22 protein-coding genes are annotated in these 24,694 nt (G+C 44.8%); all 22 read left to right on the forward strand.

Annotated elements, in window-relative coordinates:
- Positions 1 to 105 precede the first annotated feature (105 nt).
- The 22 genes from M1L66_RS14395 to M1L66_RS14500 all read left to right on the forward strand — a co-directional run bounded on the left by M1L66_RS14395 (position 106) and on the right by M1L66_RS14500 (position 24,636).
- A complete protein-coding gene (locus tag M1L66_RS14395) occupies positions 106 to 456 on the forward strand; it encodes a DUF6176 family protein (protein WP_092364896.1) in 351 nt (116 codons plus the stop codon).
- Between the two features lie 1,488 nt (positions 457 to 1,944).
- Positions 1,945 to 3,066: an ABC transporter substrate-binding protein gene (locus M1L66_RS14400; RefSeq protein ID WP_092364899.1), complete on the forward strand. Its 1,122-nt coding sequence runs from the start codon at positions 1,945 to 1,947 to the stop codon at positions 3,064 to 3,066.
- 40 nt (positions 3,067 to 3,106) lie between these two features.
- The gene (locus M1L66_RS14405; protein ID WP_092364902.1) at positions 3,107 to 3,883 is read left to right on the forward strand and encodes an AAA family ATPase; all 777 of its coding nucleotides are present in this window, start codon (positions 3,107 to 3,109) and stop codon (positions 3,881 to 3,883) included.
- On the forward strand, positions 3,880 to 5,205 hold the full coding sequence (locus tag M1L66_RS14410) for a nitrogenase component 1 (protein ID WP_117634113.1): 1,326 nt from the start codon (positions 3,880 to 3,882) through the stop codon (positions 5,203 to 5,205). The genes M1L66_RS14405 and M1L66_RS14410 overlap by 4 nt, the downstream gene beginning before the upstream one ends.
- 39 nt (positions 5,206 to 5,244) lie before the next feature.
- Entirely contained in the window at positions 5,245 to 6,429 is a 1,185-nt protein-coding gene (locus tag M1L66_RS14415) for a nitrogenase component 1 (RefSeq protein WP_434693671.1), read from the forward strand.
- Positions 6,429 to 7,475 (forward strand): FecCD family ABC transporter permease, encoded by a 1,047-nt coding sequence (locus M1L66_RS14420; protein ID WP_002565657.1) that lies wholly within the window; start codon positions 6,429 to 6,431, stop codon positions 7,473 to 7,475. The genes M1L66_RS14415 and M1L66_RS14420 overlap by 1 nt, the downstream gene beginning before the upstream one ends.
- On the forward strand, positions 7,472 to 8,284 hold the full coding sequence (locus M1L66_RS14425) for an ABC transporter ATP-binding protein (protein WP_092364911.1): 813 nt from the start codon (positions 7,472 to 7,474) through the stop codon (positions 8,282 to 8,284). The genes M1L66_RS14420 and M1L66_RS14425 overlap by 4 nt, the downstream gene beginning before the upstream one ends.
- Positions 8,281 to 8,874: a class I SAM-dependent methyltransferase gene (locus M1L66_RS14430; RefSeq protein ID WP_117634114.1), complete on the forward strand. Its 594-nt coding sequence runs from the start codon at positions 8,281 to 8,283 to the stop codon at positions 8,872 to 8,874. The genes M1L66_RS14425 and M1L66_RS14430 overlap by 4 nt, the downstream gene beginning before the upstream one ends.
- Positions 8,875 to 8,910: 36 nt before the next feature.
- Complete coding sequence (locus tag M1L66_RS14435; RefSeq protein ID WP_092364917.1) at positions 8,911 to 9,141, forward strand: hypothetical protein; 231 nt, start codon at positions 8,911 to 8,913, stop codon at positions 9,139 to 9,141.
- 2,656 nt (positions 9,142 to 11,797) lie between these two features.
- Positions 11,798 to 12,208, forward strand: coding sequence for a sigma-70 family RNA polymerase sigma factor (locus M1L66_RS14440; RefSeq protein ID WP_048931283.1), 411 nt, complete (start codon positions 11,798 to 11,800; stop codon positions 12,206 to 12,208).
- Positions 12,209 to 13,142: 934 nt separating this feature from the next.
- Positions 13,143 to 13,487 (forward strand): type II toxin-antitoxin system PemK/MazF family toxin, encoded by a 345-nt coding sequence (locus tag M1L66_RS14445; protein WP_048931282.1) that lies wholly within the window; start codon positions 13,143 to 13,145, stop codon positions 13,485 to 13,487.
- A 94-nt stretch (positions 13,488 to 13,581) separates the two neighbouring features.
- Positions 13,582 to 13,992 (forward strand): recombinase family protein, encoded by a 411-nt coding sequence (locus M1L66_RS14450; protein ID WP_048931281.1) that lies wholly within the window; start codon positions 13,582 to 13,584, stop codon positions 13,990 to 13,992.
- A gap of 146 nt (positions 13,993 to 14,138) precedes the next feature.
- The gene (locus M1L66_RS14455) at positions 14,139 to 14,300 is read left to right on the forward strand and encodes an SHOCT domain-containing protein (RefSeq protein WP_181988625.1); all 162 of its coding nucleotides are present in this window, start codon (positions 14,139 to 14,141) and stop codon (positions 14,298 to 14,300) included.
- Positions 14,301 to 14,377: 77 nt separating this feature from the next.
- Positions 14,378 to 15,985, forward strand: coding sequence for a recombinase family protein (locus M1L66_RS14460; protein ID WP_048931280.1), 1,608 nt, complete (start codon positions 14,378 to 14,380; stop codon positions 15,983 to 15,985).
- Between the two features lie 2 nt (positions 15,986 to 15,987).
- Positions 15,988 to 16,989, forward strand: a complete 1,002-nt coding sequence (locus M1L66_RS14465) for a recombinase family protein (RefSeq protein ID WP_048931279.1) — start codon at positions 15,988 to 15,990, stop codon at positions 16,987 to 16,989.
- A complete protein-coding gene (locus M1L66_RS14470; RefSeq protein ID WP_048931278.1) occupies positions 16,913 to 18,568 on the forward strand; it encodes a recombinase family protein in 1,656 nt (551 codons plus the stop codon). Before M1L66_RS14465 ends, M1L66_RS14470 begins: the two co-directional genes overlap by 77 nt.
- 157 nt (positions 18,569 to 18,725) lie before the next feature.
- Entirely contained in the window at positions 18,726 to 19,187 is a 462-nt protein-coding gene (locus M1L66_RS14475) for a hypothetical protein (protein WP_048931277.1), read from the forward strand.
- Positions 19,188 to 19,240: 53 nt separating this feature from the next.
- Positions 19,241 to 20,863 carry an antirestriction protein ArdA gene (locus tag M1L66_RS14480; protein ID WP_117634115.1) on the forward strand — a complete coding sequence of 541 codons (1,623 nt, stop codon included), beginning with the start codon at positions 19,241 to 19,243 and terminating at the stop codon, positions 20,861 to 20,863.
- Positions 20,864 to 21,003: 140 nt separating this feature from the next.
- On the forward strand, positions 21,004 to 21,447 hold the full coding sequence (locus M1L66_RS14485; RefSeq protein ID WP_048931275.1) for an N-acetyltransferase: 444 nt from the start codon (positions 21,004 to 21,006) through the stop codon (positions 21,445 to 21,447).
- A 76-nt stretch (positions 21,448 to 21,523) separates the two neighbouring features.
- Positions 21,524 to 23,029, forward strand: a complete 1,506-nt coding sequence (locus tag M1L66_RS14490; protein ID WP_118077277.1) for a DUF3800 domain-containing protein — start codon at positions 21,524 to 21,526, stop codon at positions 23,027 to 23,029.
- Between the two features lie 150 nt (positions 23,030 to 23,179).
- Entirely contained in the window at positions 23,180 to 23,914 is a 735-nt protein-coding gene (locus tag M1L66_RS14495) for a DUF5131 family protein (RefSeq protein WP_048931273.1), read from the forward strand.
- A 299-nt stretch (positions 23,915 to 24,213) separates the two neighbouring features.
- On the forward strand, positions 24,214 to 24,636 hold the full coding sequence (locus M1L66_RS14500; protein WP_048931272.1) for a hypothetical protein: 423 nt from the start codon (positions 24,214 to 24,216) through the stop codon (positions 24,634 to 24,636).
- Positions 24,637 to 24,694 lie beyond the last annotated feature (58 nt).

A 24,694-nucleotide genomic window follows, 5' to 3' on the forward strand; every position in this document is an offset into this window, starting at 1 on the left:
ATGCTCCGAGGGTTATGGAAGAGCGCTGTAAATATTGTTTTTCATTCTGAGGGAAGAAAACATATCAAACAAAGAGTTAAAACCAATATAGAAAGAGGTGTTTCCATGGATATTGTGTTATGGCGTATGAGAATCAAAGATGGCAAGGAAGAAATGGCCCAGGAGTGGATTGCTTTTCTTCAAGAACATCAGGAGGAAGGAAATAAAACACTAAAAAATGAAAAAGAGCATTTGGAGATTTATTTTTTAAATCAAGAAAATGGGGCCGCATATGCCTATATGTTTGTATTGGCCGATGACTTGGACTATGCCGCTAAGACTGCAGAAAACAGCGGCAATCCATTGGATGCAAAACACATGGAATACATGAGCGTTTGTGTCGATTTGGAGGATTGTACACAATTGAGTCCTGTCTTGGTTTTGGGAGATTTTTCTGTGTTTCATTCGAAAAAATGATAAAAACAACGGATCATCCTTTTTTGCGATGGTCCGTTGTTTAATTATATGCAAAAGCTACTACGGTAATTGATGCGAAAATGTCATTTAGAAGAGTTTATACCGTTGCCAGATATCCTCAGAAAAATAAACACACTCTACTCTTTGGAACATTGTAAAAGTACCTTTCAATTGCAGTTGAAGTCTGGAGATAGCATACCCATTATAATTCAAAAAACAGTCAACAAGTTTAGCGCTCAACTTGTTTGACTCATTTTGGAGTATAGGTTATGACAACTACTCATAACAAACGTGTTCTTATGCAGGAACAGATAAAACTTATTAATGAATGCCGCACTGACTGGTGTCATAAAAAAGGCATTGTGCTAAGTACTTTTTACAACTGGGTTAGCAAATGCTGTAAAGAATCCACTGATATCCTGGAACCTAATTATGGCCACCATGAGACTCCTCTGCCTAAATAGGATGTAGTCTTGATATAGTTTCGGATGTAGTTCTGGAATCGGCTGCAGCATTTCAGTAGCAGACTCCATTGAACTTTGACAATTCACATATGATCGAGGTTATTGTAAATGGTATTATAATCTGGCTCACGAATAATACAGATCCCATTCTCCTTACACATACAATAAAGTTACTGAAGATGCTGCCGTGTTAGGAGATATCTACGGTCTGTAAAGATCTGCATTGTCTGTGTCTGCATCTACATGATGAAGTCCATTGATGGTCTCTGTGCTATTGTGCAAGAGCACAGAAAGTTGGATACAAAAAAGAGAATTGTGCTGTTCTTGGCAACCTATATAATGTTTGGAAATCGCATTTTTGTGAGGACCTTCTCGTAGTACGGTATTTTCCACTACCACATCTTCGTACCTTTGGGCTATGAAACACTAACCCTTCTTTTAATAAACGTGGCCGACATTAGCATCGGTAATAAAAAAGCAATTGCCAACATGATTGATGGAAATACCTATATATCAGACATAAGAGACTTGAGAGCACAGAGAATGAGCGCTGTGTTTGTCAATGACAGAGCTAACGCAGTAAACATAAAGAAACTTCAAAGAATCATACAATTGTTGCCAACCACATATAAGTAAAACTACTCACCAGTATAAGTCTGGAGTTTTTATGGCTGCTCTGGTTTGTATATTTTGCGTTGCTGAAATCAATAAAAGTAAGCAATTTTTATATAATCTGACAACATGATAATTTTTCTCGCAGAGATGCCACGTTCTTAAATGTTGCCATCCCGAGTTTTTTGACGGTTCCGGGATTGTTTTGTAGAATTAATTCGTGCGCCGGTATACTAGATATTTGGTCAAAAATGAAATTAGGTATTGACATTTCTGGATGGAAGTGGTAAAGTCGAAAAAGGTTAGTATAAACTAACTGACGGGGTTTATATTTCGCATTCCAAGTGAGAGACTTTTTTAACAGAATGGTTAGTTAAAACTAACTGATTAATTGACAGAAGGAGGACTATAGATGAAAACAAGAGTATTATCTCTGTTATTGGCGTGTGTACTGGGACTATCTCTGTGTGCCTGCTCCAATGGAGGACAGATGGAAACTTCGACAGCAGAGGATTTGTTCACTCAGACAATTGATAAAGAGGACAGGTCCGCGCAAGAGAGTGATAAAATTGTGATCACTGATCAACTGGGACGCACCATTGAATTTGATGAACCACCCCAGAGACTGGCTACAACGATCATGCCATTCCCTTATATCTTCTACGCTGTAATGGGGAATAATGATTACATGGTCGGTTGTAATCCTTCTTCCGTGATTGCTTACGAAGATAGTGCGCTGCGGCATATGTATCCTACTATGGCTAAGGTTGACACAAGTTGGGTGGACACTAGCTTCGTAGTCAATATAGAGGAGTTGCTGAAGCTGAAACCCGATGTGGTTTTTCAGTGGAACTATATGACCGAAGAGATCGAAAAGATGGAAAACGCAGGTCTGAAAGTCATTGCACTCCAATATGGCACTATGGACGATCTGGAAACCTGGATTCGCATTATTTCCTCTCTGTATCAGCAGGAAGAACGCGGAGAAGAGTTGATCGATTATTTCTATGCTCAGGTGGCGGAGGTAAGTGATAGAGTTGCCACTCTGAACACTTCTGAATTCAGAAGCATCCTACAGCTTTCCGACAATCTGAAGGTTGCTGGTCAGGGATTCGGCTATTACTTATGGGACAACAGCGGTGCTATCAACCCTGCGGGAGACCTGTCTGGCGAAGAGCTGAATGTTGATATGGAGCAGATCTATTTGTGGAACCCTGAGATCATATATATCGGTAACTTCACCGATCTGCAGCCCTCCGACTTGTTGGAAAACAAGCTGGAAGGTCAGGACTGGTCCCTTGTTCGGGCTGTCAAGGATGGCGAGGTCTATAAAATTCCTATCGGTGGATACCGCTGGGATCCCCCTGGAGTTGAAACTCCTCTGACGATCAAATGGATGGCCAAAATTCAGCATCCTGAGCTTTTTGGCGATATGGATATGGAGACCGAACTGCGTGACTTTTATCAGGAGATGTACGGATTCACGCTGACAGATGAGATGGTAGCTGAGATTTTGGGTGATACTCAGAGTTAAATAAAACTTAATGAAAATTTATGCAGGGAAGTGTGAATTTATGAGAAAGATTGCGTTTTACGGAAAAGGCGGTATTGGGAAGTCTACCCTGACCTCATCCATTGCCGCGGCGATTGCAGGAATGGACAAACGGGTCATGCAGATCGGCTGCGATCCCAAAGCGGACTCCACTTTAAATTTGAGAGCAGGTCAGGAACTTACCTCGGTAATGGACGTACTGCAGGCATACGGCGGACTTTGCCCCAGTCTTGATGCAATTTCTGTCAAGGGGTATCGGGGGATCGTCTGCGTAGAAGCTGGTGGCCCCACACCCGGAAGCGGTTGTGCTGGTCGCGGCATTATCAAGACCTTTGATACTCTGGACGATTTTAATGCATTTCAGGTTTATGCCCCGGAATATGTGTTCTTCGATGTGCTTGGCGATGTGGTATGCGGTGGGTTTGCAGTTCCCGTTCGACAGGGATATGCTGATGAGGTGGTGATTGTGACCTCTGGCGAGAAAATGGCGCTATATGCCGCTGCTAATATCAAGAAGGCCTTGGACAACTTCCAGGAACGCGGTTACGCTAAGCTTCGCGGAATCGTTCTTAACTGTCGAAATGTCCCCGATGAGATTGCCATTGTTGAGGATTTTGTGCAACGGATCGGAACAGAGATCATTGGTGTTGTCCCGAGAGATTCCGACATTCAGCGAGCCGAGGAGCAAAATATGACCGTGGTCCAGATGGATTCTGAACTTCCTGTTTCTCAAACCATCATCGACATCGCCAAACGCATTATGGTACCTGTGGAGGAACAGAAGGAAGGTGCTGTATGAAAAAAGAACTATATCACCTGACGATCGCGAATCTTGACCCCGCCGCGCCGGAATTAGGCACTAAAGGAAAAGTGGTCAGTGGACCCTGCCTTCATTACAGCGCACCCAGTGCGGGAGGATGGGGAATTGTCCGAACCGCGATGCTGGTACCGGAAAGTGTATTGTTGTTCGTGGCGCCGCATGGTTGTGGCCGACATGGCTCCGTTTCCAGCATACAGCTGGGATTGCGCAGCCGCATTCGTTACATGGATATTACCGAGGAAGATTTGGTCTTGGGTAGCCATATGGACCGCATTCCTGCTGTTGTAGAAGACATTCTGAGTTGTCTATCGAAGCGTCCTCCTGCATTCTTTATCTGTGCCTCCTGCATCGATGATTTATTGGCCTCTGATTACAAAAATCTGTGTCGCCGTCTAACTGAACGGTATGGGATGCCCTTTGTGGATTGCCACATGAATCCCATCACAGCCAATAGCAGTATGCCGCCAGCTCTGAATATACAGCGCAGTCTTTATGATTTTCTCTGTAAGGAGAAGAATACGCGTGTTCCCAAAGACACGCTCAATGTGATTGGACACTTTTCGCCTATTAATCCGAACGGTGAGTTTTTCTCCCTGATGAATGAGGCGGGGTTCGAAAAGGTGCTTCAGCTCAGCGCTTGCCAGACCTTTGAGCAGTTTATGGAAATGCGACATAGCAGTCACAATTTGCTCATCAAGCCCTTTGGTCGGGTCGCCTGCCAGGAGATGGAGCGTCATCTGGGTATTCCCTGGCATAAAGAGTTCATCCGCTACCATCCGGAAGGGATCCGCCGTGGCTATGAAGGGCTGGAAGCCTTCCTGGAACGAAAAGTTTCCTGGCAGTCCTGCTACGAGAGTTGCATGGATAGTATCTCTCAGTGGCGGAGGCGTTTGAAAGGCTTGCGGGTAGGCGTTGGAATTGGAGTTAACGGCTCTCCCTTTGAAATCGCCATGGCACTGGCTCTATGTGGAGTGGAGATCAGCTTCCTGCTCAGTGATGCTATTATGGAATATGAATGGGAATCGATCGCTCAGTTGAAGCAGAGTTTTCCCGATGTGCCAGTATATACCAGCTATCATCCGAGTATGTCTATGGCGGAAGCTGTCCCGGAAGAAGCAGATGTTACAATTGGTTTTTCCGCCTCCTATGTGTGCCCGTCTTCAAAATTGTTTACGTTGGACGCTGATGACCAACACTACGGTTTTGAAGCGTTTACTGCTCTCCTTCAGGGCGTGGAGGATGCTTTGAACAGTGATATTTCTGCCCGGGCTTTGCTCTACACCAAGGGACTTGTGGTGTAAAGCCATTTGTTTTCATAAACAATTGTTAGGAGGTTCTCTATGCGAGGTTTTTATTCGATTTTACCCACGCTGTCTCCGGATTTTTCTGGCGTATGTAGCACTCTGTTTGAATTGGGTGGTATTTTAGCTATCCATGATGCGGGTGGATGCACAGGCACTTACACTGGTTATGATGAACCTCGATGGTTTGACCAGCGCAGCCGGGTGTTTACATCTAATTTAGATGACGCCGAGGCAGTATTCGGAGATGATAGCATCTTTTTAAATAAACTTCTTTCTGCAGATGAATGGTTGGACAGCAAGTTTTTTGCACTGCTAGGTAGTCCTTCTCCTGCCGTTCTAGGAACGGATTATCGTGCTCTTGCCAAATTGGTTGAAAACAGAACAGGCAAGAAAGCAATGAGTTTTCCTACCAAAGGGACGGATTTTTACGATCGCGGCGTTTCAATGGCGCTTCTGAGGTTGGCTAAAACCTTTTTGCCTGAACACCGGACAGACGTGCTTCCTCGCTCAGTAAATCTCATTGGAGCCACTCCTTTGGACCTGACCCATCAGCGGAATGTGGATGTCCTTCGCAAGGTTTTGGAAGATGCAGGATTCACTGTTTGCTCTGTATGGGCTATGGGTAGCACTTTGGAGGAGATTAGCGGTAGTGTAAGTGCGGCCTGCAACATTGCTCTTACGGTTTCAGCCTTGCCCGTCTGCCGATACTTGGAGAGCAAGTATGCAATGTCTTGGCTGGCGGGAAGTTTCTCTGGCCGGAAACCCTTGCAACGGTTCCTGATTCAGTTGGAAAATCTCTTATCCGAGGTTCCTGTTCTGGAAGAAGAGGAGAAGACTGTTGAAAAATATGAAGGACTTTGTGCATTGGTCATCGGTGAACAGCTCTTGGCAAACAGTGTGCGGGAATCCCTAGAACTGGATAGAGAATTTACTTCCGTGGACGTTTGCACCCTGTTTGACGCAGACCAGCAGCTGATGCGTTCTGGAGATCAGGCTCATATCAGCGAAGCGCAGCTTGAAGAAAGAATTCGTTCTGGGCGCTATGATTTGGTTATCGGTGATGGCTTTTTCCGAGAATTGGATTGGGCCGACAGCCCCACCGGTTATGTGGAACTTCCTCATGTTGCAGTCTCCAGTCGCCTTGGATGGACCAGTCAGGTCTGCCCCTTTGGTAATAAGTTCCTGGAACTGCTGGATGCCGCTTTACGGGAGGGCGTGTGATGAGAAGTGCGCAACTGAGTCGAGCGAAACAATGTGCTATGGTATTGCTGTTGGCGATGGCATTGACCGGCGTGTTTCTGATTTTGTTATGTGTGGGGCGCTATTCGGTGCCTCCTTTGGAAGCCTTCCGAATTATGGGAGTAGCCCTCTTTCGGGATGGACAGGCATTGGAGGCGTTGAAGGCGGAGAATCCTTTTGGGGTTAGTGTTATTCTGGGCTCACGCCTTCCACGTCTATTGATGGGGATGATTGTTGGCGCGGGGCTTTCTGTGGCGGGAGCTACATATCAGGCTATTTTCGGGAATCCGCTGGTTAGCCCGGACATTCTGGGTGTCTCCTCCGGCGCGGGTTTTGGAGCTTCTTTAGGTATTCTCCTGTCTACCAGCACCCTCATTATTCAGGGATCCGCTTTAACGTTTGGACTGCTGGCTGTACTTATGGTTTTTCTGGTTTCAAAAGTAAATGGTCGGACGGAGTTGTTTACTCTGGTACTCTCGGGTGTTATTATTCAGGCATTGTTTGACGCACTGGTTTCCCTTATTAAATATGTTTCGGATCCCCAGGAAAAATTGCCAGCCATTACAGTTTGGTTGATGGGAAGTCTGGCCAGTTCTTCTTATAAAGATATCATCGTTTCGTGCGTGATCATCCTGCCCTGCATTGCAGTACTTCTGACGCTGCGCTGGAAAATGAATCTTCTGTCTTTGGATGAAGAAGAGGCTCGTTCGTTGGGGGTCAATGTTCATCGTCTGCGCTCTGTTGTTATCGTGCTTTCCACACTGATGACCGGTGTGACGGTTTCTCTGTGCGGTGTGATCGGATGGATCGGTTTGGTTATTCCTCATGTTGGACGGATGCTTGTTGGCAATGACCATCGTGCATTATTACCAGCCAGCGCGCTTCTTGGTGCGCTCTACCTGCTATTGATCGACACTATTGCCCGTACTGCCACCGCGGCGGAGATCCCGCTTTCCATTCTAACCGCGATCATTGGAGCGCCTTTTTTTGCGTGGATGCTACGAAAGACTTCAGGAGGTTCTACATGATTTTAGAGGTAAAAAATGGTTGCTTTTCTTACAACAGCCGGTCTATATTGTCCGATATCTCCTTCGAGCTGGAAGAGCATAAGGTCATGACGGTTCTGGGGCCAAACGGAGTTGGAAAAACCACGTTGCTCAAATGCATTATGGACTTTCTCCATTGGAAGCAAGGGGAAACCTTTATTGCGGGCCAACCCCTGCGGACTTATAAAGAAAAGGAACTTTGGCAAGTGATCAGCTATGTACCGCAGGCGAAGCGGAGCGTGTTTTCTTACCGTGTGCTCGACATGGTGGTAATGGGCCTGAACGCGAGCCAAAACTTTTTTAAGGTTCCTGATCAATCGCAGTACGATCAGGCAGAGGAGCTTCTGAACTTGCTAGGGTGTCGGAAACTTATTGACCGATACTGCAATCAGCTCTCGGGAGGAGAGCTTCAGATGGTGATGATCGCCAGAGCGCTAATTTCCAGACCTCAGCTTTTGGTGTTAGATGAGCCGGAATCCAATCTGGACATGAAAAACCAACTTCGCATTCTGGATGCCATTGAGCGTGCTTCGCGTGAAATGAACGCCGCCTGCCTGATCAACACGCATTTTCCAAATCATGCCCTTAATATATCGGATCAGACTCTAATGCTGGGACTGGGACAGAAAAAACTGTTTGGTGCGACAAAGGATTTGCTTAACGAGGAAAATATTGAGCGATTCTTTTCTGTGCGTTCCAAAATTGTTTCTTTTCAAGCAGATGGCCAGGAACACCAGAACATTTTTCCTTACCGTATTGCTTCTCACAGCAGAGGAGGTGGCATAACATGATTCCGTTTAGCTATGATTTTATGCAACCAATGTATCCGCTCCTGATCCAGCAATTTCTGGACGATTACAATCTGTCTGCCGGTGTGGCTTTAGATATTGGAACAGGACCTGGAAATCTGGCGGTTGAGCTGGCAAAAGTAACAGCAATGGACCTGATTTTGGTGGATATTGACGGAGAAGCGCTTCGGACCGCACAGAACCGCCTGTGTGAATTGGGGGTGGATAACCGAATTTCTACCCTGTGCGCTGATGTGGAAAAACTGCCTTTACGGGATAACCTGGCGGATTTTATCATGTGTCGTGGTTCTATCGGCTTTTGGCCGGTTCCCGTCCAGGGAATAACTGAAATTTATCGGGTACTGAAGCCTGGTGGATGTGCCATTGTCGGCGTGGGCGCCGGACGGTATATGCCGGAAACCATGCGCCGCAGGATCTATGGGTCCATGTCTGCTTCAGATAGAACAACTTCCCCCCGCCAATATACTCTTGAAGATTACGATGCCTTTGCCCGGCAGGCCATGCTGTCGGATTACCGCATCATTCTCGAGGATGATATATCCAAAGGGTGTTGGTTGGAAGTAAAAAAATAGAAAATTCCATCGTTTCAGGAGCTCTGTCCGACACCGATGGAGTTTTTTATTTTTTATTACAAGATAGGAGATATTGTATCAAATATCCGCGATCATGCTCGTCAGGAGAAGTGGGAACGCGCGATTGATAAATTTGTGATGACCAGTGCTGAAGAGCGGCAACAGGATAAGAATACTACAGGATGCATATCTGTACCGTTAGTGCCTGCTATCAAGGTATCCAATATCATAGAAAGCTCCGTTAGCTATGCTCACACTAAACAGTGATGTTTTGGCTCCTCGTAAAATTGCTTGGAACGGTCGTTTTGTGATCCATTCCCGTAGCGCTGAAGCCACGATTAGCAAGTTCAGAAAAGAGGGAAGAACAATAACCAAAGTGGTGCAGATGAATCCAGGTAATCCTGTTACTGACCGCTTATATATCTGGCAATATTGATCACAATGGAGACGGGAGAGTTTGGCTGAGCACGATCAAATCTATTAACACAGCCTCACTGAACTATCCGTTTCCCATGATCACGTCAGTATGCTCCTTTAAAGGCAAACACTCCGATTTTTAAAATTACACGAATAGTTTCCAATAAATCATATTCTGGGGAAGCTCTGATGTTCATTTTACTTCAAAACGTTATGGCATGAAAATTGATGGAGCTGCATATGTAACGGTGGCTTCGCAGAGCGCGTATGCAATGGCTTCTCTTTGGTATTTTAAGCGAAAAAATAAGAATTAATACAATTCGCATTGAAAAAACGCTTTTCTCGGGAATCATTTGGAGTAGGTTTTTCTGCGATGCTGATGCAGGTGACGATACTGGTATAGCAAACTGTACTTTATAATCTTGCGGCGCAGCATGGCGGAGATACATGGCAGATTATACTCGGCGTGGCATACCGGGTAGTGCCTTTTGCATTTATTCCTTTATAGGACTTTCTCAGGTATATCAGCCAGCGTTCGGAACCAATTACAATACAAAACAGTGCGACCGGGTAAAGGATATTACGAAAGTATTTGCAATCACAGCAATTTTATTAGTGTTTATTTGCTAACTGACGATTATGTTAGTACCGAAGACAATTCTCTCTATGTTTATTACAACGCCGTCCGTAGTGGAACTGGGTGTAGGGGATTTCCGTCTGTTTCTACTGTAATATATTTTATTGGGAGTCTGAACTGTGATTCTGCCTCTGATGCAGTCTCTTGGCAGAGCTACGCGAGTGTTCTGGTTATTTTTCGCCAAATAGCCATCTACAACCTGCGGCCTATCATCATGCCTTATATTGCCGGATTTGGTGTATATAGCGTATTTTCCATAACGCTTATTATTGATATGACAGTTTTTATTGTTGTGGATGGTATGATGCTAACTGAATTTAGAAGAATGGATGTTTTAAAATCTATTGGAAGATAAAAAAATTTATGGAATCATTTATACAACGTTACGAATTTTTATGGTCGAAACAAGTACATAAAAAGGATGATTGTTTTATGTGCGGAATAAAAGGTTTTAGATGATTTGGAGAGCAAGTGTAGTGCTGGTTTGGTCAATGTACAAGGAGTATTATCCCATAATAGTAGGGAAGGTTATACTGTTTTTCTTGATAATTACCAGGTTGCTCTACAAAAATTATTTTTATCTATGAAGACATTGGTATGAGTAAAAAGGTTGATATATACATAATTTTGAGATTTTATACATTTATATATTGCGCAACAAATATTATTATTAAGTATAATGATTTATAAGCGCCTTGCTTAACAAAATACTATTTTGCCACTCCATAGCCAGAGAAAGTTTCTGGGCTGGAAATGTATCTGGAATGATTCTAAAATAAAAAATTATAATTACGTATTTGCATTTAGCTTTGGGAATGCAGGATAAAATAATCCGTATAATAACTACAGACCTTATCAAATTTTTAAAAGAGCAATTGTTAAATAAAAGACTATCCTCTACAGGGATAATGAAAGGTACACTACCCTCCAATAACCCATTAGATGGTGAGTAGGCATTAAGAAAAGACTTAAAAAGCTCCGTGATAAAACTAAATTTTTGTTATATGAGGTTGTAGGCCCCTTCACTTTTTCCTTTATAGGAGTGAAGGGGCTTGTTTAGTTCCTGTTGTTCCTTGAAAACTTTATATTCAACGATTTCACTACGTTAGCTGTCTAGCGCGAATACGGCAATTGGTATAGAAAAAAAGACTTCTCTGTCAGCTTACAGGAGCTATGGTGTCCTGTTACTCTATTTATATGTGTAGATTGAGACAGAATAATTTCACTACGAAAAGTTATGCCATTTGTTAAAAAGTAATATGAAAATATAGAATTCGTCATCTTATTATGAAGATTATATAGTAGTTTGCAGAGATGCATTATTTGTTAATATTTAGTCTGAGCGATCGTTATACCGTTATTCAAGTTTTATAAATAACAGATTAGAGTAAAAAACAGGTTTTTTAAATGTTAATGAATGTGATTTTGACATATAAAAGAATCGATAATAAGTAGGAAATATAATTAGGTAGGTGGCTTATTTATATAGTAGTTAAAAAAGTTTAATTTGAGCTCCTTACCTTATTTGTAATGATTGGTCATTTTTCATACATTGGATTTAGTAGATAAAAAACATGAAGAACAGGTTTTACTGACATGGTCATAAAGAACAGATCTCCTTGAGTACAGCTGATGTACGGGAAGTTTGATATGTTGGTTTTTCGCTGCTTCTGTTAGATATAGAGATGTCTAATGTTTGAAAATTGAATGTATTTAAAACAGACAAAAGATAAGAAAAAAAGGCAGGAATCCAGGGCTGATAATTTACTCAATCAGCATTTTCTTTGCATTTTTGCTCAAAATACCAGGTGTCGTTCACCTCCGGATTTGTTCTTCATTTCATATTTTAAGAATTGGAGGACAAGCCCTATGGCGGAAGAAAGGAATTATACCATTATTGTACAGAGAGAACGTGTGGAAGTGAGCAGAGAAGTTTATTATGCCTATCATAAAGCCCGTGAGGCGGAACGATATCAGAATCGTGTCATCCGGCAGATCGAGATGTCGCTGGAACGGTTCCAGGAGGAAGGGGTGAACACGGAATACCGTGTGGTCCGTTCGGCTCCGGGAATTGAGGAGGAAATGATCCGGGCCGAAGATAACCGCAGACTGTATCAGGCGCTGGAAGAACTGAACGTAGAAGAACGGCTGTTGATTGATGCTTTGTTCTTTTCTGGGATTACGGAAGGCGAACTGGCAGCCCGTCTCGGAGTTACCCAGCAGGCAGTGAGTAAGCGGAAGAAACGGCTTCTGAGAAAGCTCCGTGAAAAAATAGAATAAATTTTTTGTTTTCTGAGGTTGTGGGCCCCTTCACTTTTTCCTTTATAGGAGTGAAGGGGCTTATTCAGTCCCCGTTGTTCTTTGAAAACTTTATATCCAGCGATTACGATACGTTAGTTGTCCAGCGCGAAAGCGAAAGCGGCATAGAAAGATACGCCACGACCACCTGCAGGATCTCTAGTGTCCTGTTAATCTTATCATATCGAAGGTGCAGAGCGGTTTTTTCTGTTCTTTAAATGGCCCGTGGCCGGGCCATACCGCCATGACCTGGGCAGCCTATGATGATACTTCCGTCTAGTCACAGCCCCTCTTGACCGAGGGATCACGCAATGAGGGCGGCAGCCGGAGATCCCGGCTGAGGCAGCAAAAGAAGCTGTGCCTATGACGGCCTTGCCAGGGCTGGTTGTAATCGACTGCCAGGCTCCGGGGAGGTGTGCCGAATAGGAGCATAAAGTATTTAATAAAAATGAAATGAAGAACAAGTACGTTTTTATATTGTGTGGCGGCAGCTGTATCTTAAGCGCCGCCATCAGATATATTTTTACTGAAACGCTGAATCTTTGTCAGATTGGCAAAGCGTACTTATTAGATATGGTGATAGCTGTTTTATGATAAGCCAGATATGATGTGGTACAGAAAGAATAGACCATCAGAGGAGGAAGCGATCATGAGAAATGATAGCAAAAAGACAGTAGCAATGTATATCCGATTTGGGAGAGCAGAATCGGTCCATCACAACCCTTGCAAGCATGACAGCATCGACTGGAAACAGCAGTGAGAGGATTACCAAAAGGAGCAGGAAAACTATCCCTTGAGTAAAGTCTGGTTTTAAAAGAGAACGGGATAAAACTACATAGAGTTTCATCCCCTTGCTAAATACAAGTGAGGGGATTTTTTGTTTTCAGAAAAACAGACATGAGAGAGGATAACCAAAGTGAATATTTTAAGAGGCGATTTATACTATGCAGACCTGACACCGGTAACCGGCAGCGAACAGGGCGGCATAAGGCCGGTGCTGATGATCCAGAATGACATGGGCAACCGGTTCAGCCCAACCGTGATCGTAGCGGCCGTAACTAGCAGACAGGACAAGCATCCGCTGCCGACTCATGTCCTAATCAGTCCAAGCCACTGCGGCCTGAAAGAACATTCCGTTGTACTGTTAGAGCAGATCCGGACCATTGACCGTGTCCGCCTGAGAGAGTGCATAGGCCGGTTACCGGAAGAGGATATGGAGCAGGTAGATCATGCGCTGCGGATCAGCATCGGCCTTAGTTAGACGGAAAACAACGAAACCACAGAAAGAGCCGAGCCGTATATATATTTAAAGTTCGATTGAACGTTGTAGTCCAGAATAGGAGGGAGAGGATCTTATGAACGAAAAGCAAAAAGCATGGGTATATACCCGGATCGATGCACCGGAGGACCGGTATGGGAGCTTGAAGCGGCAGGACCAGAAGCTAACCGAATATGCCTCCCGCATGGGGTGGGAGGTAGTCGGTCATTCCCAGGACATTGGTTCCTGCCGGGATATGAACCGGCTCGGACTCCAGGCATTGACCGATGCGGTATCACAAGGGGGTGTGAATATCCTGGTGGTGAGCGGTCCCGACCGTCTGAGTCGCAATGCAAAGGACATCATTGTCTATGCAGAGTTTTTACAGAACTTTGGTGTGGAGGCTTATTCGCCGAAACAGGGGAAGATTGAAGTGCTTTGCACTTCTGTGTTAAAGGACTCGGCATTAGCGGTACCGGAAGATAGTCCGAATTTATCCATTCATTAGGAGGCAGGCCATGGAACAGAAGAAAGAAACGAACGAGGTCCGGTATAGTGTGGCCCGGAAATGCTTTGCACTTCTGTGCTAAAGGATTCGGCATTAGCGATACCGGAATACGGTCTGAATTTATCCATTCATTAGGAGGCAGACCCATGGGACAGAAGAAAGAAACAAACGAAGTCCGGTACAGTATAGCACGGAAACTGCTGAATTTGATGCTGGAAAATGGCTTTATTTCAGAGGAGGAATACAAAAAAATCGATGCCTTGAATCGGGAAACATTTTCTCCGGAATTGTCGAAAGTATATGGGTAAAAACACTGGATATATCTGAAAACTTGTGGTATTGTGTGGTGCTAACAGGAGAACAAAGAAAGGAAGGAGAGAAGCCTATGGAGAAGAAGGTTGTAAAGAAAATCATAAAAATCGAGCCTGTTAGCAGCGGTTCCGCCGCCAATGCGGTGGAAGTCAAACGTGTCTGCGCCTACTGCCGCGTCAGTACGAACTCAGCGGACCAAAAGAATTCCTTTGAAGCCCAGGTAGACTATTATACCCGGCTGATTGGAGAGAAGGAGGGCTGGGTGCTGGCCGGTATCTATGCAGACGAAGCCAGGACCGGCACAAAGCTGTACCGGAGAGATGACTTCCAGCAGATGATGGAGGACTGCCGGCAGGGAAAAATTGATTTGATCCTGACAAAATCCGTGACCCGGTTTGCCAGAAACACGTTGGACAGCATCAAAGCTATCCGGGAACTGAAGGCCCTTGGGATAGGCGTTTACTTTGAGAAGGAGAGGGTCAACACCCTTATGGAAAAGAGCGAACAGATGATAACCATCTTGAGCTCTATCGCCCAGGGAGAATCCGAGAGTATTTCCACCAATAATAAGTGGTCGGTAGTACGGAGATTCCGAAATGGTACATTCATTATAAGCAGTCCACCGTATGGTTATGAGAATAATGAGTATGGAGAGCTGGTTATCAAAAAAGAAGAGGCAGAGATCGTGCGCTGGATTTTTGATGAATACCTGGGAGGAAAAGGGTCCTACACCATTGCCGCAGAACTGGAAACAGCAGGGATTCCCACGATCCGTGGAGCAAAGGAATGGCTGGACAGTGTGGTAAAGGGGATTCTTCAGAACTGTGCATATGAAGGGGATCTGCTGCTTCAGAAAACCTATACGACCGATGGAGTCCCATTCACTCGCAAAAACAATCGGGGAGAATTGCCCCAGTATCTGATAGCGGATGACCATGAGCCCATCATTACCAGAGAGGAGGCTGCGGCTATCCGCCAGATTTATGAGTATCGGAGGGAACAGCAGTGTGTGGAGGATACCAGTGTATATCAGAAGCGGTATGCATTCAGCAGCCGGATTCTCTGCGGGGAGTGTGGGACAAAATTTCGCAGGCAGAAAATCTACATCGGAAAGCCATATGAAAAAATCCAGTGGTGTTGCTACCAGCATATTAAAGACAGTAAGAAATGCAGCCAGAAGGCAGTCCGTGAGGACGTCATCCAGGCTGCATTTCTTAGGCTCTGGAACCGGCTAGCCAGCAATTATGAGGAGATCCTGATCCCCATGCTGGCGGCGTTGAAGGCAATCCAGGGCAACCCAGAGCAAGACAGGGAAATGCAGGAGATAGAACAGAATATTCAGGAACTAAAACGGCAGGGCTATAGGCTGGGCAGGGTATTAACCGAAGGCAGCATAAGCTCTGCCATTTTTATTGAGAGACAGAACCAGATTGAGGCACAGCTGGAAGCGGACCGGAGGCGGCTGCGGCAGCTGCAGGGGCAGAAAGCCTTTGAATGGGAGATATCCCAGACCGAATATCTGATAAGCGTCTTCCGCAACCGTCCTGCCATCCTGGAAGCGTATGACGAGGAACTCTTCCTACTGCTGGTGGAACGTATCACAGTGCTGCCCGGACGCCGGCTGGTATTCCGTCTGAAGAATGGTCTGGAACTGGAAGAAAATGAACAGGAGGTGAGCTAAGTATGAGACAACGCCATATGCCGCTGGGGTATCGGATGGCGGAAGGAAAAATAGTAATTGATCCAGAAACGGCAGAGATTATAAATCGAATCTTCCAGGAGTATTCAGAAGGAGCTTCCCTGTACCAGCTTGCGAGAAAACTTACAGAACAGGGGGCACTCAATGCAAACCATAAGCCGGTGTGGAATCATGGGACGGTTGGAAAAATCCTGGAGAATCGAAAGTATCTGGGAGACGAATTTTATCCAACAATGATAGAACTAGAACTGTTCACCCAGGTACAGGAGCGCAGGAAAGAAAAGAGCAGGGAGCTGGGGCGTGTCATGCAGCCTAACAGCTTCGGGAATCGCTCTATGTTCGCAGGCAGTCTGATCTGCGGAGTCTGCGGGCAGCCCTACCGCCGGTACGTGGAGCACTGCGGACAGCCGGGAGAAAAAATCGTCTGGAAATGTAAGCACTACATAAATGAAAACAGGGTGTGCTGCCGGAACATATTCCTGGTAGACAGCCAGATCATCCAAGCATTTATGGAACTGATGAGAGGGGTGAAGGAGGGGAGGTTCCAGATAGAGCCGGAAACCATCGTGCAGGGCCTGCCATATAGCCGTGAGGCGGCAGAACTGACCAGAAAGCTGCAGGAATTGGAGGAAAAGCCGGAGTATCCATCCGAGGAGATGGTACGGCTGATTTATGAGCGGGCCAGATTACAGTACCGGGTGTCCAGAATTCAGGACCAGAATTACCAGACAGAAAAACTGAAAACAGTCCTGGAAGAAAATCCACTCCAAAAAGAATTTAATAGTGAACTTTTTAAGGCAACGATACATCGGATTACCGTTCACAAGGACAGACGGTTCGAATATGAATTAATGAATGGTGTAAAAATTGAGCTTCCTATCCAGGAAGCAGCAGAAGGGAGGAAACCGGATGAGACGGGCCAGAACAGCAACCGTTGTAAAGAAAAACATCTCTGTAATTCCAGCCAATCCGGAATTCAGCCGTGATACAAGGGCTCAATATAAGCGGCTGCGGGTAGCCGCCTACTGCCGGGTCAGTACCTTGCAGGAACAGCAGGAGACCAGCTATGAAGCACAGGTGAATTATTATACAGAAAAAATCAACAGCAACCCGGAATGGGTGTTTGCAGGAATCTATGCAGATGACGGGAAGAGCGCCACCATGACCCGTAAGCGGAATGACTTTCAAGCAATGATTGATGACTGTATGGCAGGGAAAATTGATATGGTCATCACAAAATCCATCAGCCGCTTTGCCAGGAACACGGTAGACTCCCTTACCCATATCCGAAAATTAAAGGCAAAGAATATTGCCGTGTATTTCGAGAAGGAGAACATCAATACCCTGGGGGATGGCGGGGAAATGCTGATTACCATCCTTAGCAGCCAGGCCCAGGAGGAAAGCCGGAACTTAAGTGAAAATGTCCACTGGGGGTATGTGAGGCAGTTTGAAAACGGAGTGGTGTATGTAAATCACAATAAATTTCTGGGATACACCAAGGATGAAGAAGGAAATCTGGTCATCGTGCCGGATGAGGCAAAGCTGGTCCGCAGAATCTTCCGATTATACCTGGAAGGAAACAGCATTAACAAAATTGCAGAGACGCTTACAAAGGAAGGAATTCGGACTGTGACAGGAAACACCGTGTGGCATGCCACGGTGATTTCCAAAATGCTGATGAATGAAAAATATATGGGGGATGCGCTGCTGCAAAAAACCTATACCGTGGATTTCCTGGAAAAGAAGAGGGCGGTCAATAAAGGAATCGTACCGCAGTATTACATCGAGGGCAACCATGAAGCGATTATCCCTCGGGAACTGTTTTACCAGGTACAGGAGGAACGGGCCCGCCGGGCGAATGTTTACCGCCCGGCAAAAAAGAAGGGAACCACCATCCGGGGAAAATACAGTTCCAAGTATGTGCTGGCCGACATCATGTACTGCAAAGAGTGCGGACAGCCTTACCGCAGGCAGGTATGGGTGAACGGCGGTACAAAGAAGCCGGTGTGGCGCTGTTACAGCCGCTTGAAGAGCGGAACCAAGAAGTGTAAACATTCCCCCAGCCTGGAAGAAAAAGCGCTCCACGAAGCGATTATGGAGGCCATCAACTCCGTGGTAAAGGATGAAGGGGAGTTCATCGATGCCTTCCGGGATAATGTCATCCGGATCCTGGGCAGCTACTCGGACAACGTGGAGCCAACCGAATATGATGAGAAGATCGATGCACTGCAGAAACAGATGCTGGCCCTAATCGAGGATAGTGCTAAAACGGAGAGCGCCGATGAGGAGTTCGACCGGGCGTATCGGGAGATCACGGACCAGATCCGGGCCTTCAAGAAAAAGAGGACAGAGCTGAGCCGGGAAAAGCAGCTGGCCGAAGCCTACGACCAGAGAGTGGAAGGTATGGGTCAGTACATCCAAAAGACCAACTACCTAAAACGCCAGTTTGATGACGAACTGGTCAGGCGACTGATTAAGGCCATCATGGTAATCAGCGAAGATAAGATTGAAATACAGTTCCACTCAGGGATTGTGATGACCCAGAGAATCAATGAATATGACTAAGACCGGCGGCAGAATCAACGGATTCCTGCCTGCCGGGATCCTGACAGTGGCAAGAATAAAGTCCCCAGACACCGTGTGATATCCTTATCACAGCTGGGGGTTTTATTGTTGGTATTACAGGGAGGAGTAAGAACGATAGACGGGGAGGAACAGCGGAATGATATCGGAAGAGCTGAAAAAGATGTTTGAAGGGCGGATTGCGATGCAGGATATGCATTATGTGGGGAAAGCCTGCTATGGGAGACTGGAGGAGAATCTCAGAGGGAAGATTGAGCTGGGACAGGGCTTTATGGACAGTGGGTATACCAGGCTTACCGTCTCAGTGCTGGAGCGGACCAATGGGCTGGTGGATCAGATGAAGTTTTTGATCAGTGATGTGACTGGTCTGAAACAAGAAACGGAAGGGGAACGGATGGCAGGGCCAGAACTGAGATCGTATAAAGATTCTGTCTGGTGGAATTGTGAGATGGAAGAGGAGGACTACCAGAAGATAGCGGAGGTGGTCAATGGATATCTGTCTCTGTTTCAGTCGGAAGAACTGGTTCAGGGACAGAAGGAGGACGAGTCTCAGGGGCAGGAAGTACAGTCGGGAGCGCTGCCGGGTAATATCCTTACTTAAATCATCGGAACCATGTTTAATATAGAAGGAATAAGGAAGGGAGCGGGGCTTAAATGGAAGTGTTTGTGAAGCGTGAAAACTGGGATGGCGGAATTTGGATGAAGCTGCCGGCTTCGGAGGAACAGGCAGAACAGGTCCAGGAGGAACTGGCCGGGTACCATCCTTCCAGGATGATTCCATTCATAGGAGATGTGAAAGCGCCGGTGTCCGGTCTGGCACATCTGTTAATTGGAGAATTTGTGTTTCAGGATTCAAACCTTGGACAGTTAAACTACCTTGCCGCAAAGATTGGTTCCTGGACGGAACAGGAGCGGGCTGTCTTCGAGACTGTGCTGCAGAATGAAAAGCCGGATTCTTTGATACGGATTGTGGAGGTAATGGAGCATTTAGACCAGTACGAATGCCATCCAGAGATAAAATCCCTAGAACAGTATGGACATGATCTGTTTGAGCGGGAAGGGAGAACGCTGCCGGTGGAACTGACCGGCTATTTTGATTATGAGGCGTATGGCCGTTTCCATATGAAAGCCAGTGAGAGGTTGACAGATGAGGGGCTTATTACAAGAATCAAGGCACCAAAACCGGAAGTAGGAAAGACGCAGAATCCAGAAGTGGTGCAGCCTGGGACAGCAGTATTCCGGGTGTATCTGGTATTTGATAAGAAGTATCCGGAAAAGAACTGTTATTATTTCCCTATGACGGAGAAACAGCTGGAGGCCCTTGAGGAGAAATGCAGAATATATGACGTTTATGAGGTGGCAGACTATCTCAGCAATATCTGGGAGTTGGATCAGTTCTTACCTCCACGGCTCACATTTAGGGAGCTGAACCAGATTGCAATGGAGATACAGAACTTGGCGGATAAAACCACTGTGTCGAGAAAGAAACTTCTGGCTTCACTAGAAGCTGAGGTTCCAAGGGATGCAGATGCAGCAAGTCAGATTATTCGTAATTATAAGGACTATGAATTCCTCCCGGTTCAGGAGTTGTCAGCGGAGTGCTATGCAAAGTATCTGCTGAATTTACATCAGATTTATATCGAGAAGGAACTGGAACCATATGTCCGTCTCGAAGAATTTGGTTTGCAGAAAATGAAAGCGAATGGGCCGGTGGAGACAACATTTGGCACGCTCATCTATAAGGGACATCCGATACAGGAACTGAGTCCGTCTGTTCATGAATTCCGCCTATACAATTCATTGGCTGTAACCGCCTATTGGAGTGGAAGTGAATCCTTTGTGCCGGAGCTTTTAAGAGGGAAGGAACTTCTCTCGTATGAAAACATGATCCGGGAAAAGATTCAGGCCAGCTTAAAAAGCTACCCCGAGAAAGGTCTGGCGGAATATCTGTTTTCTGAACTGCTTAAAAAACGGGTTGCATCTATGACGCCAGATGTAGAGGCATATGCCGGCAGCCTTTGGGGTGTGCTTACAGTAAGAACATACGGAGAATTAAATGACCGGGAGTTGGCGGCTGTGATGGAAGAGTGGAAGGCGATGGCAGATAGCGGCTGGGGAGAAGAACTGTTTTACCGGCCTATTCAGACGGAGATGGGTGAGATTTATATTGGGTTCTGGGATACAGACAATAATGACAACCTGTTTATAAAAACAGAGGAGGAGTTTCGGCGGGACTACCTGGGCGGAAGTCAGATTGGGCAGGAGCTGCAGCTTTAAAAGTAAGTCTTTGAATACAAGTTTTCAATGCAAGCCCAGAACAGTGGTTAAGCACGAAAAGAACAAATGTTCTGAAAACATATTGCGCTATCATGTCTGCTCCTGTATAATAGCAGTAGAACGAGGAGGCGTCAGATTAGATGATTCGGTTATTTGAGTTTCGGGATTTGGATAGGATTATGGAGATTTGGCTGGAGGGAAACTTAAATGCTCATCCATTTATAAAAGAGGAGTATTGGAGACAGAATTTCGAGACAGTCCGCTCCGTGCTGCCAAATGCAGAGGTGTATGTGTTTGAGGAAGACGGGGAGGTCCAAGGCTTCATTGGCATGGACGCAGAGTATATTGCCGGAATATTTGTAGCGGAGGGACACCGGGGGCAGGGGATCGGCCATCAGCTGATTTCAGAGGTAAAGAGGAAAAAGCGCCTGTCATTGCATGTATATGAGAAGAATACAGGCGCTGTGGCATTTTATCAGGCGGAAGGATTCCGTGTTGAAAACAGCATGACAGAGAAAGGAACTGGGGAGCAGGAGTACCTGATGGTGTTTCATGAGGACAGCGAATTAAATGAGGGAACATAGCTTGATAAGGTGGATGAAATAACTTTTTGGGCAGTTACTTATAAATTGTCATTTATTATGAAGGAGGAGTTACAAAATGTCTAAATATAATTTCTACTATGATGAGTCTGAGCATAGTCGAAAAATCAACTATCAGACAGTAAGTGCCTCTAATTATTATGATAATTTCGTAACCATGATTGTAGGATGGTCAGCCGAGAAGGATGATATTCTGCAACGGCATGCTTCTTTTGAGGCTAAGTACGCAGATAGAAAAGATCGTAATGGTGAAATCAAAAGTACGATGTTTCAGCAAAAACAATTTAAGTATGGTTTTGCCTCCCTTAATAAGCAGAATGCTCAGTTTATAAATGATTTTCTGTCGCTTTTTGACGAGGAAATTCATATTTACTTTTCTGTTTCCAGCAAGATCGAATACCTTATGTTGCAGGTTTTTCAAGGGTACGAGAACAGTTTTCTCTTTGATGCAGACTTTATGAAGTATTCCATTACAAAGGCTCTCGTTATATATCACCCGAGGGAAATCATTAAATGCCTCTACGAATCACCCAAAGACTTTTTAGAGGAACTAAAGAAGTTTTTCCGAGATAGGGTTGAATTTAATAAAAACGATTTGGAATTGAAACAAGCAGAGACGACGGCATTTCAAGAAATTTTACTCGTATTAGATGAAATTTCAGATGCTCCAGAGCTTGATTGGGATTATCATATGCCTTTTGATGGGGTCTATAAGTATCTACAGGAGAAAAATTTACAGAACTATTCACTTATTATTGATAAAGAAGGTAAAGCGGAGGAAGAAAGCAAAACTCTAAAGTCTGCCCGTGAAATAGGACTGGATAATTCAGATGAAGCCGGTTCTATGGAACATTCAGGTCTTCGTATGGCAGATATGATGGCGGGAATAATTTCTAAGCTGTTGAAGGGGTTATGCGATTCCTTACGATACCAATCTCTTGATGAAAGCACCAACAAAAAGATTCTGGACGTAGGTTGGTTTTGCTTGAGTGAAGTTCAATTAGAGCTTTACAAAAAGCTATATCGTCTTATTTGCGAATGGCAACCAGCTTGGTACAAATCGTACTCTGGCATTTATTCTGATAATTTGGTTGTATTCAATGCTTTGCTTAATTTTATGAACCATTTTGAATCTGTCGAACAGATCCGGGCTGATATAGATATGCAGGGCGAATACTTTAATGCGTTTGCTTGTGAGCAGTTGGCAAGGTATTTTGAGCGGAGAAGATGCAAACTGCCCATTGAGCCTGTAATTCCCTTTGATGAAGAATCATATTTGAACTCAAGGGGTGGGAAGGTATATTTTGATTCGGTGAACCAACTTCTTTTGCCGTTGCATGAAGGTTCTCAGACTTTTGATGTATTATCGGTTGGGGTGGATCAGAAATTCACTCCAATAATAACAATTCTAAAAGATGGAGAATCTGAGTGCTTTCGACTTCCAAATGAACTAAGTGAGTGGGTTTGTAGTGTTGTTGGAATGGCTGCCAGGGGAATGAACCTTTTCCCTACCAAAGTGACTTTTTCTAATATTAATGGAAGATATTATGTGGATATACTTTGAATATAAGGCAAAAAAAGAAGAAAAGAAAAAAGCAAAGGAAGATAATGAAAAGAAATTCTATAACTTCCAGTTATAGAAAAGGGAGATGTTATCGGATCAACCATTTTTGAAACATACCATAAGGCTTCTAAATATGCGGGAGGTGGCATTATGGCAACCTGGAATCCATGGCACGGATGTAGAAAAGTAAGTTCGGGGTGTCTGAACTGCTATGTGTACCGCAGAGACGCCGAATTTGGAAAAGACAGCAGCATCATAGCCAGGACATCCAGCTTTGCTCTGCCGGTAAAGCGGAATCGAAAAGGTATATATAAATTACAGCCGGACGAGGGGGCCGTGTATACTTGCATGACCTCAGACTTTTTTGTAGAAGAAGCGGATGAATGGCGGCCTGAAGCATGGAAGATGATTCGGGAGAGGGATGACCTGCATTTTGTAATCATTACAAAACGAATCCATCGATTCCAGGTTGGACTTCCAAAAGACTGGGGAGAAGGATATGACAATGTAACAATCTGCTGTACCTGTGAGAATCAGAATATGGCCGACTATCGGCTCCCCATTTTTCTGAATTTACCAATCAGACACCGGACGATTATTCATGAACCAATGCTGGAATGGATTGAGATTCGTAGGTATCTGGCAACCGGATTAATTGAACAAGTTACTTGTGGCGGGGAGTCTGGCCCAGAGGCCAGGATTTGTGATTACGCATGGATCTTAGAAATCATGCAGCAGTGTGTGGAGTATGATATTCCTTTCTGGTTCAAACAGACAGGTGCTAAATTCAAAAAAGGAAACCGTATCTATCATATTGAGCGGAAAGACCAGATGCACCAAGCGGAAAAGGCTGGGGTGAATTACAGATACGAAAGAAATAATTAAATAAGAGATACAAGCTTGCATAAATTTAAGGAGTAATTAAGCATCATAATACATAATAAAAATGACCGATAAAATTGGACTTGACTGGTCATTTTTGTTAATTACAAGCTAGAAGGCTGTTATGATAGGGCGTTGGTTAGTAAACGTTGTTTATCGTAATAGCCTTTATTTTATTTGTTCGAAAAAAACGATTAAGAAAAAATGGCGGAGGTGGTTGATAAATATGCAGACTTGGTTCAAGAGCTAGAAACCTTACAGGGGCCGCGGATTAAATTGTAAAAAGGGACAGAGGAGGTTAAATGGTGAATTTTTTACGAATGGAGTTAAAAAAGGTGCTTGGTGTGACCCGATACAGCGAAGATGCAACATATATCGGAAGCTGTGGCTATGTGAGAGTAAATGAGGAAGTTCGTATGCGTCTGGAGTTTTCCAGATCCTCTACTACAACATATGACGGAATCGTTATGACAATGTTTAACCGAAAAGAGGGAATGATTGATACCAATGCGTTGAAATTCCGGGATATTTGGGGCAGGAAGGCGGTCAGCAATCCCAATTTCAAGGAAGGGATTATCCCGCATATTTGGGAAAACAAGGAGAAGGAGTGGTATGTCTATAAGCCGAACCAGAAGGATTACCAGATATTGGCGGATGAGATTAGTCAATATGTCGGACTGTTTCAGGAGGCAGAAATAACTCAGGGACCGCAAATTAATATGTAAATCCAGGAATATGGTGGGGCTTTGCTGTAAAGGAGGTGATGGTGTTCACTGTGTAAAT

This window comes from Hungatella sp. SB206 (assembly GCF_051132295.1).
Lineage (GTDB): Bacteria > Bacillota > Clostridia > Lachnospirales > Lachnospiraceae > Hungatella > Hungatella effluvii.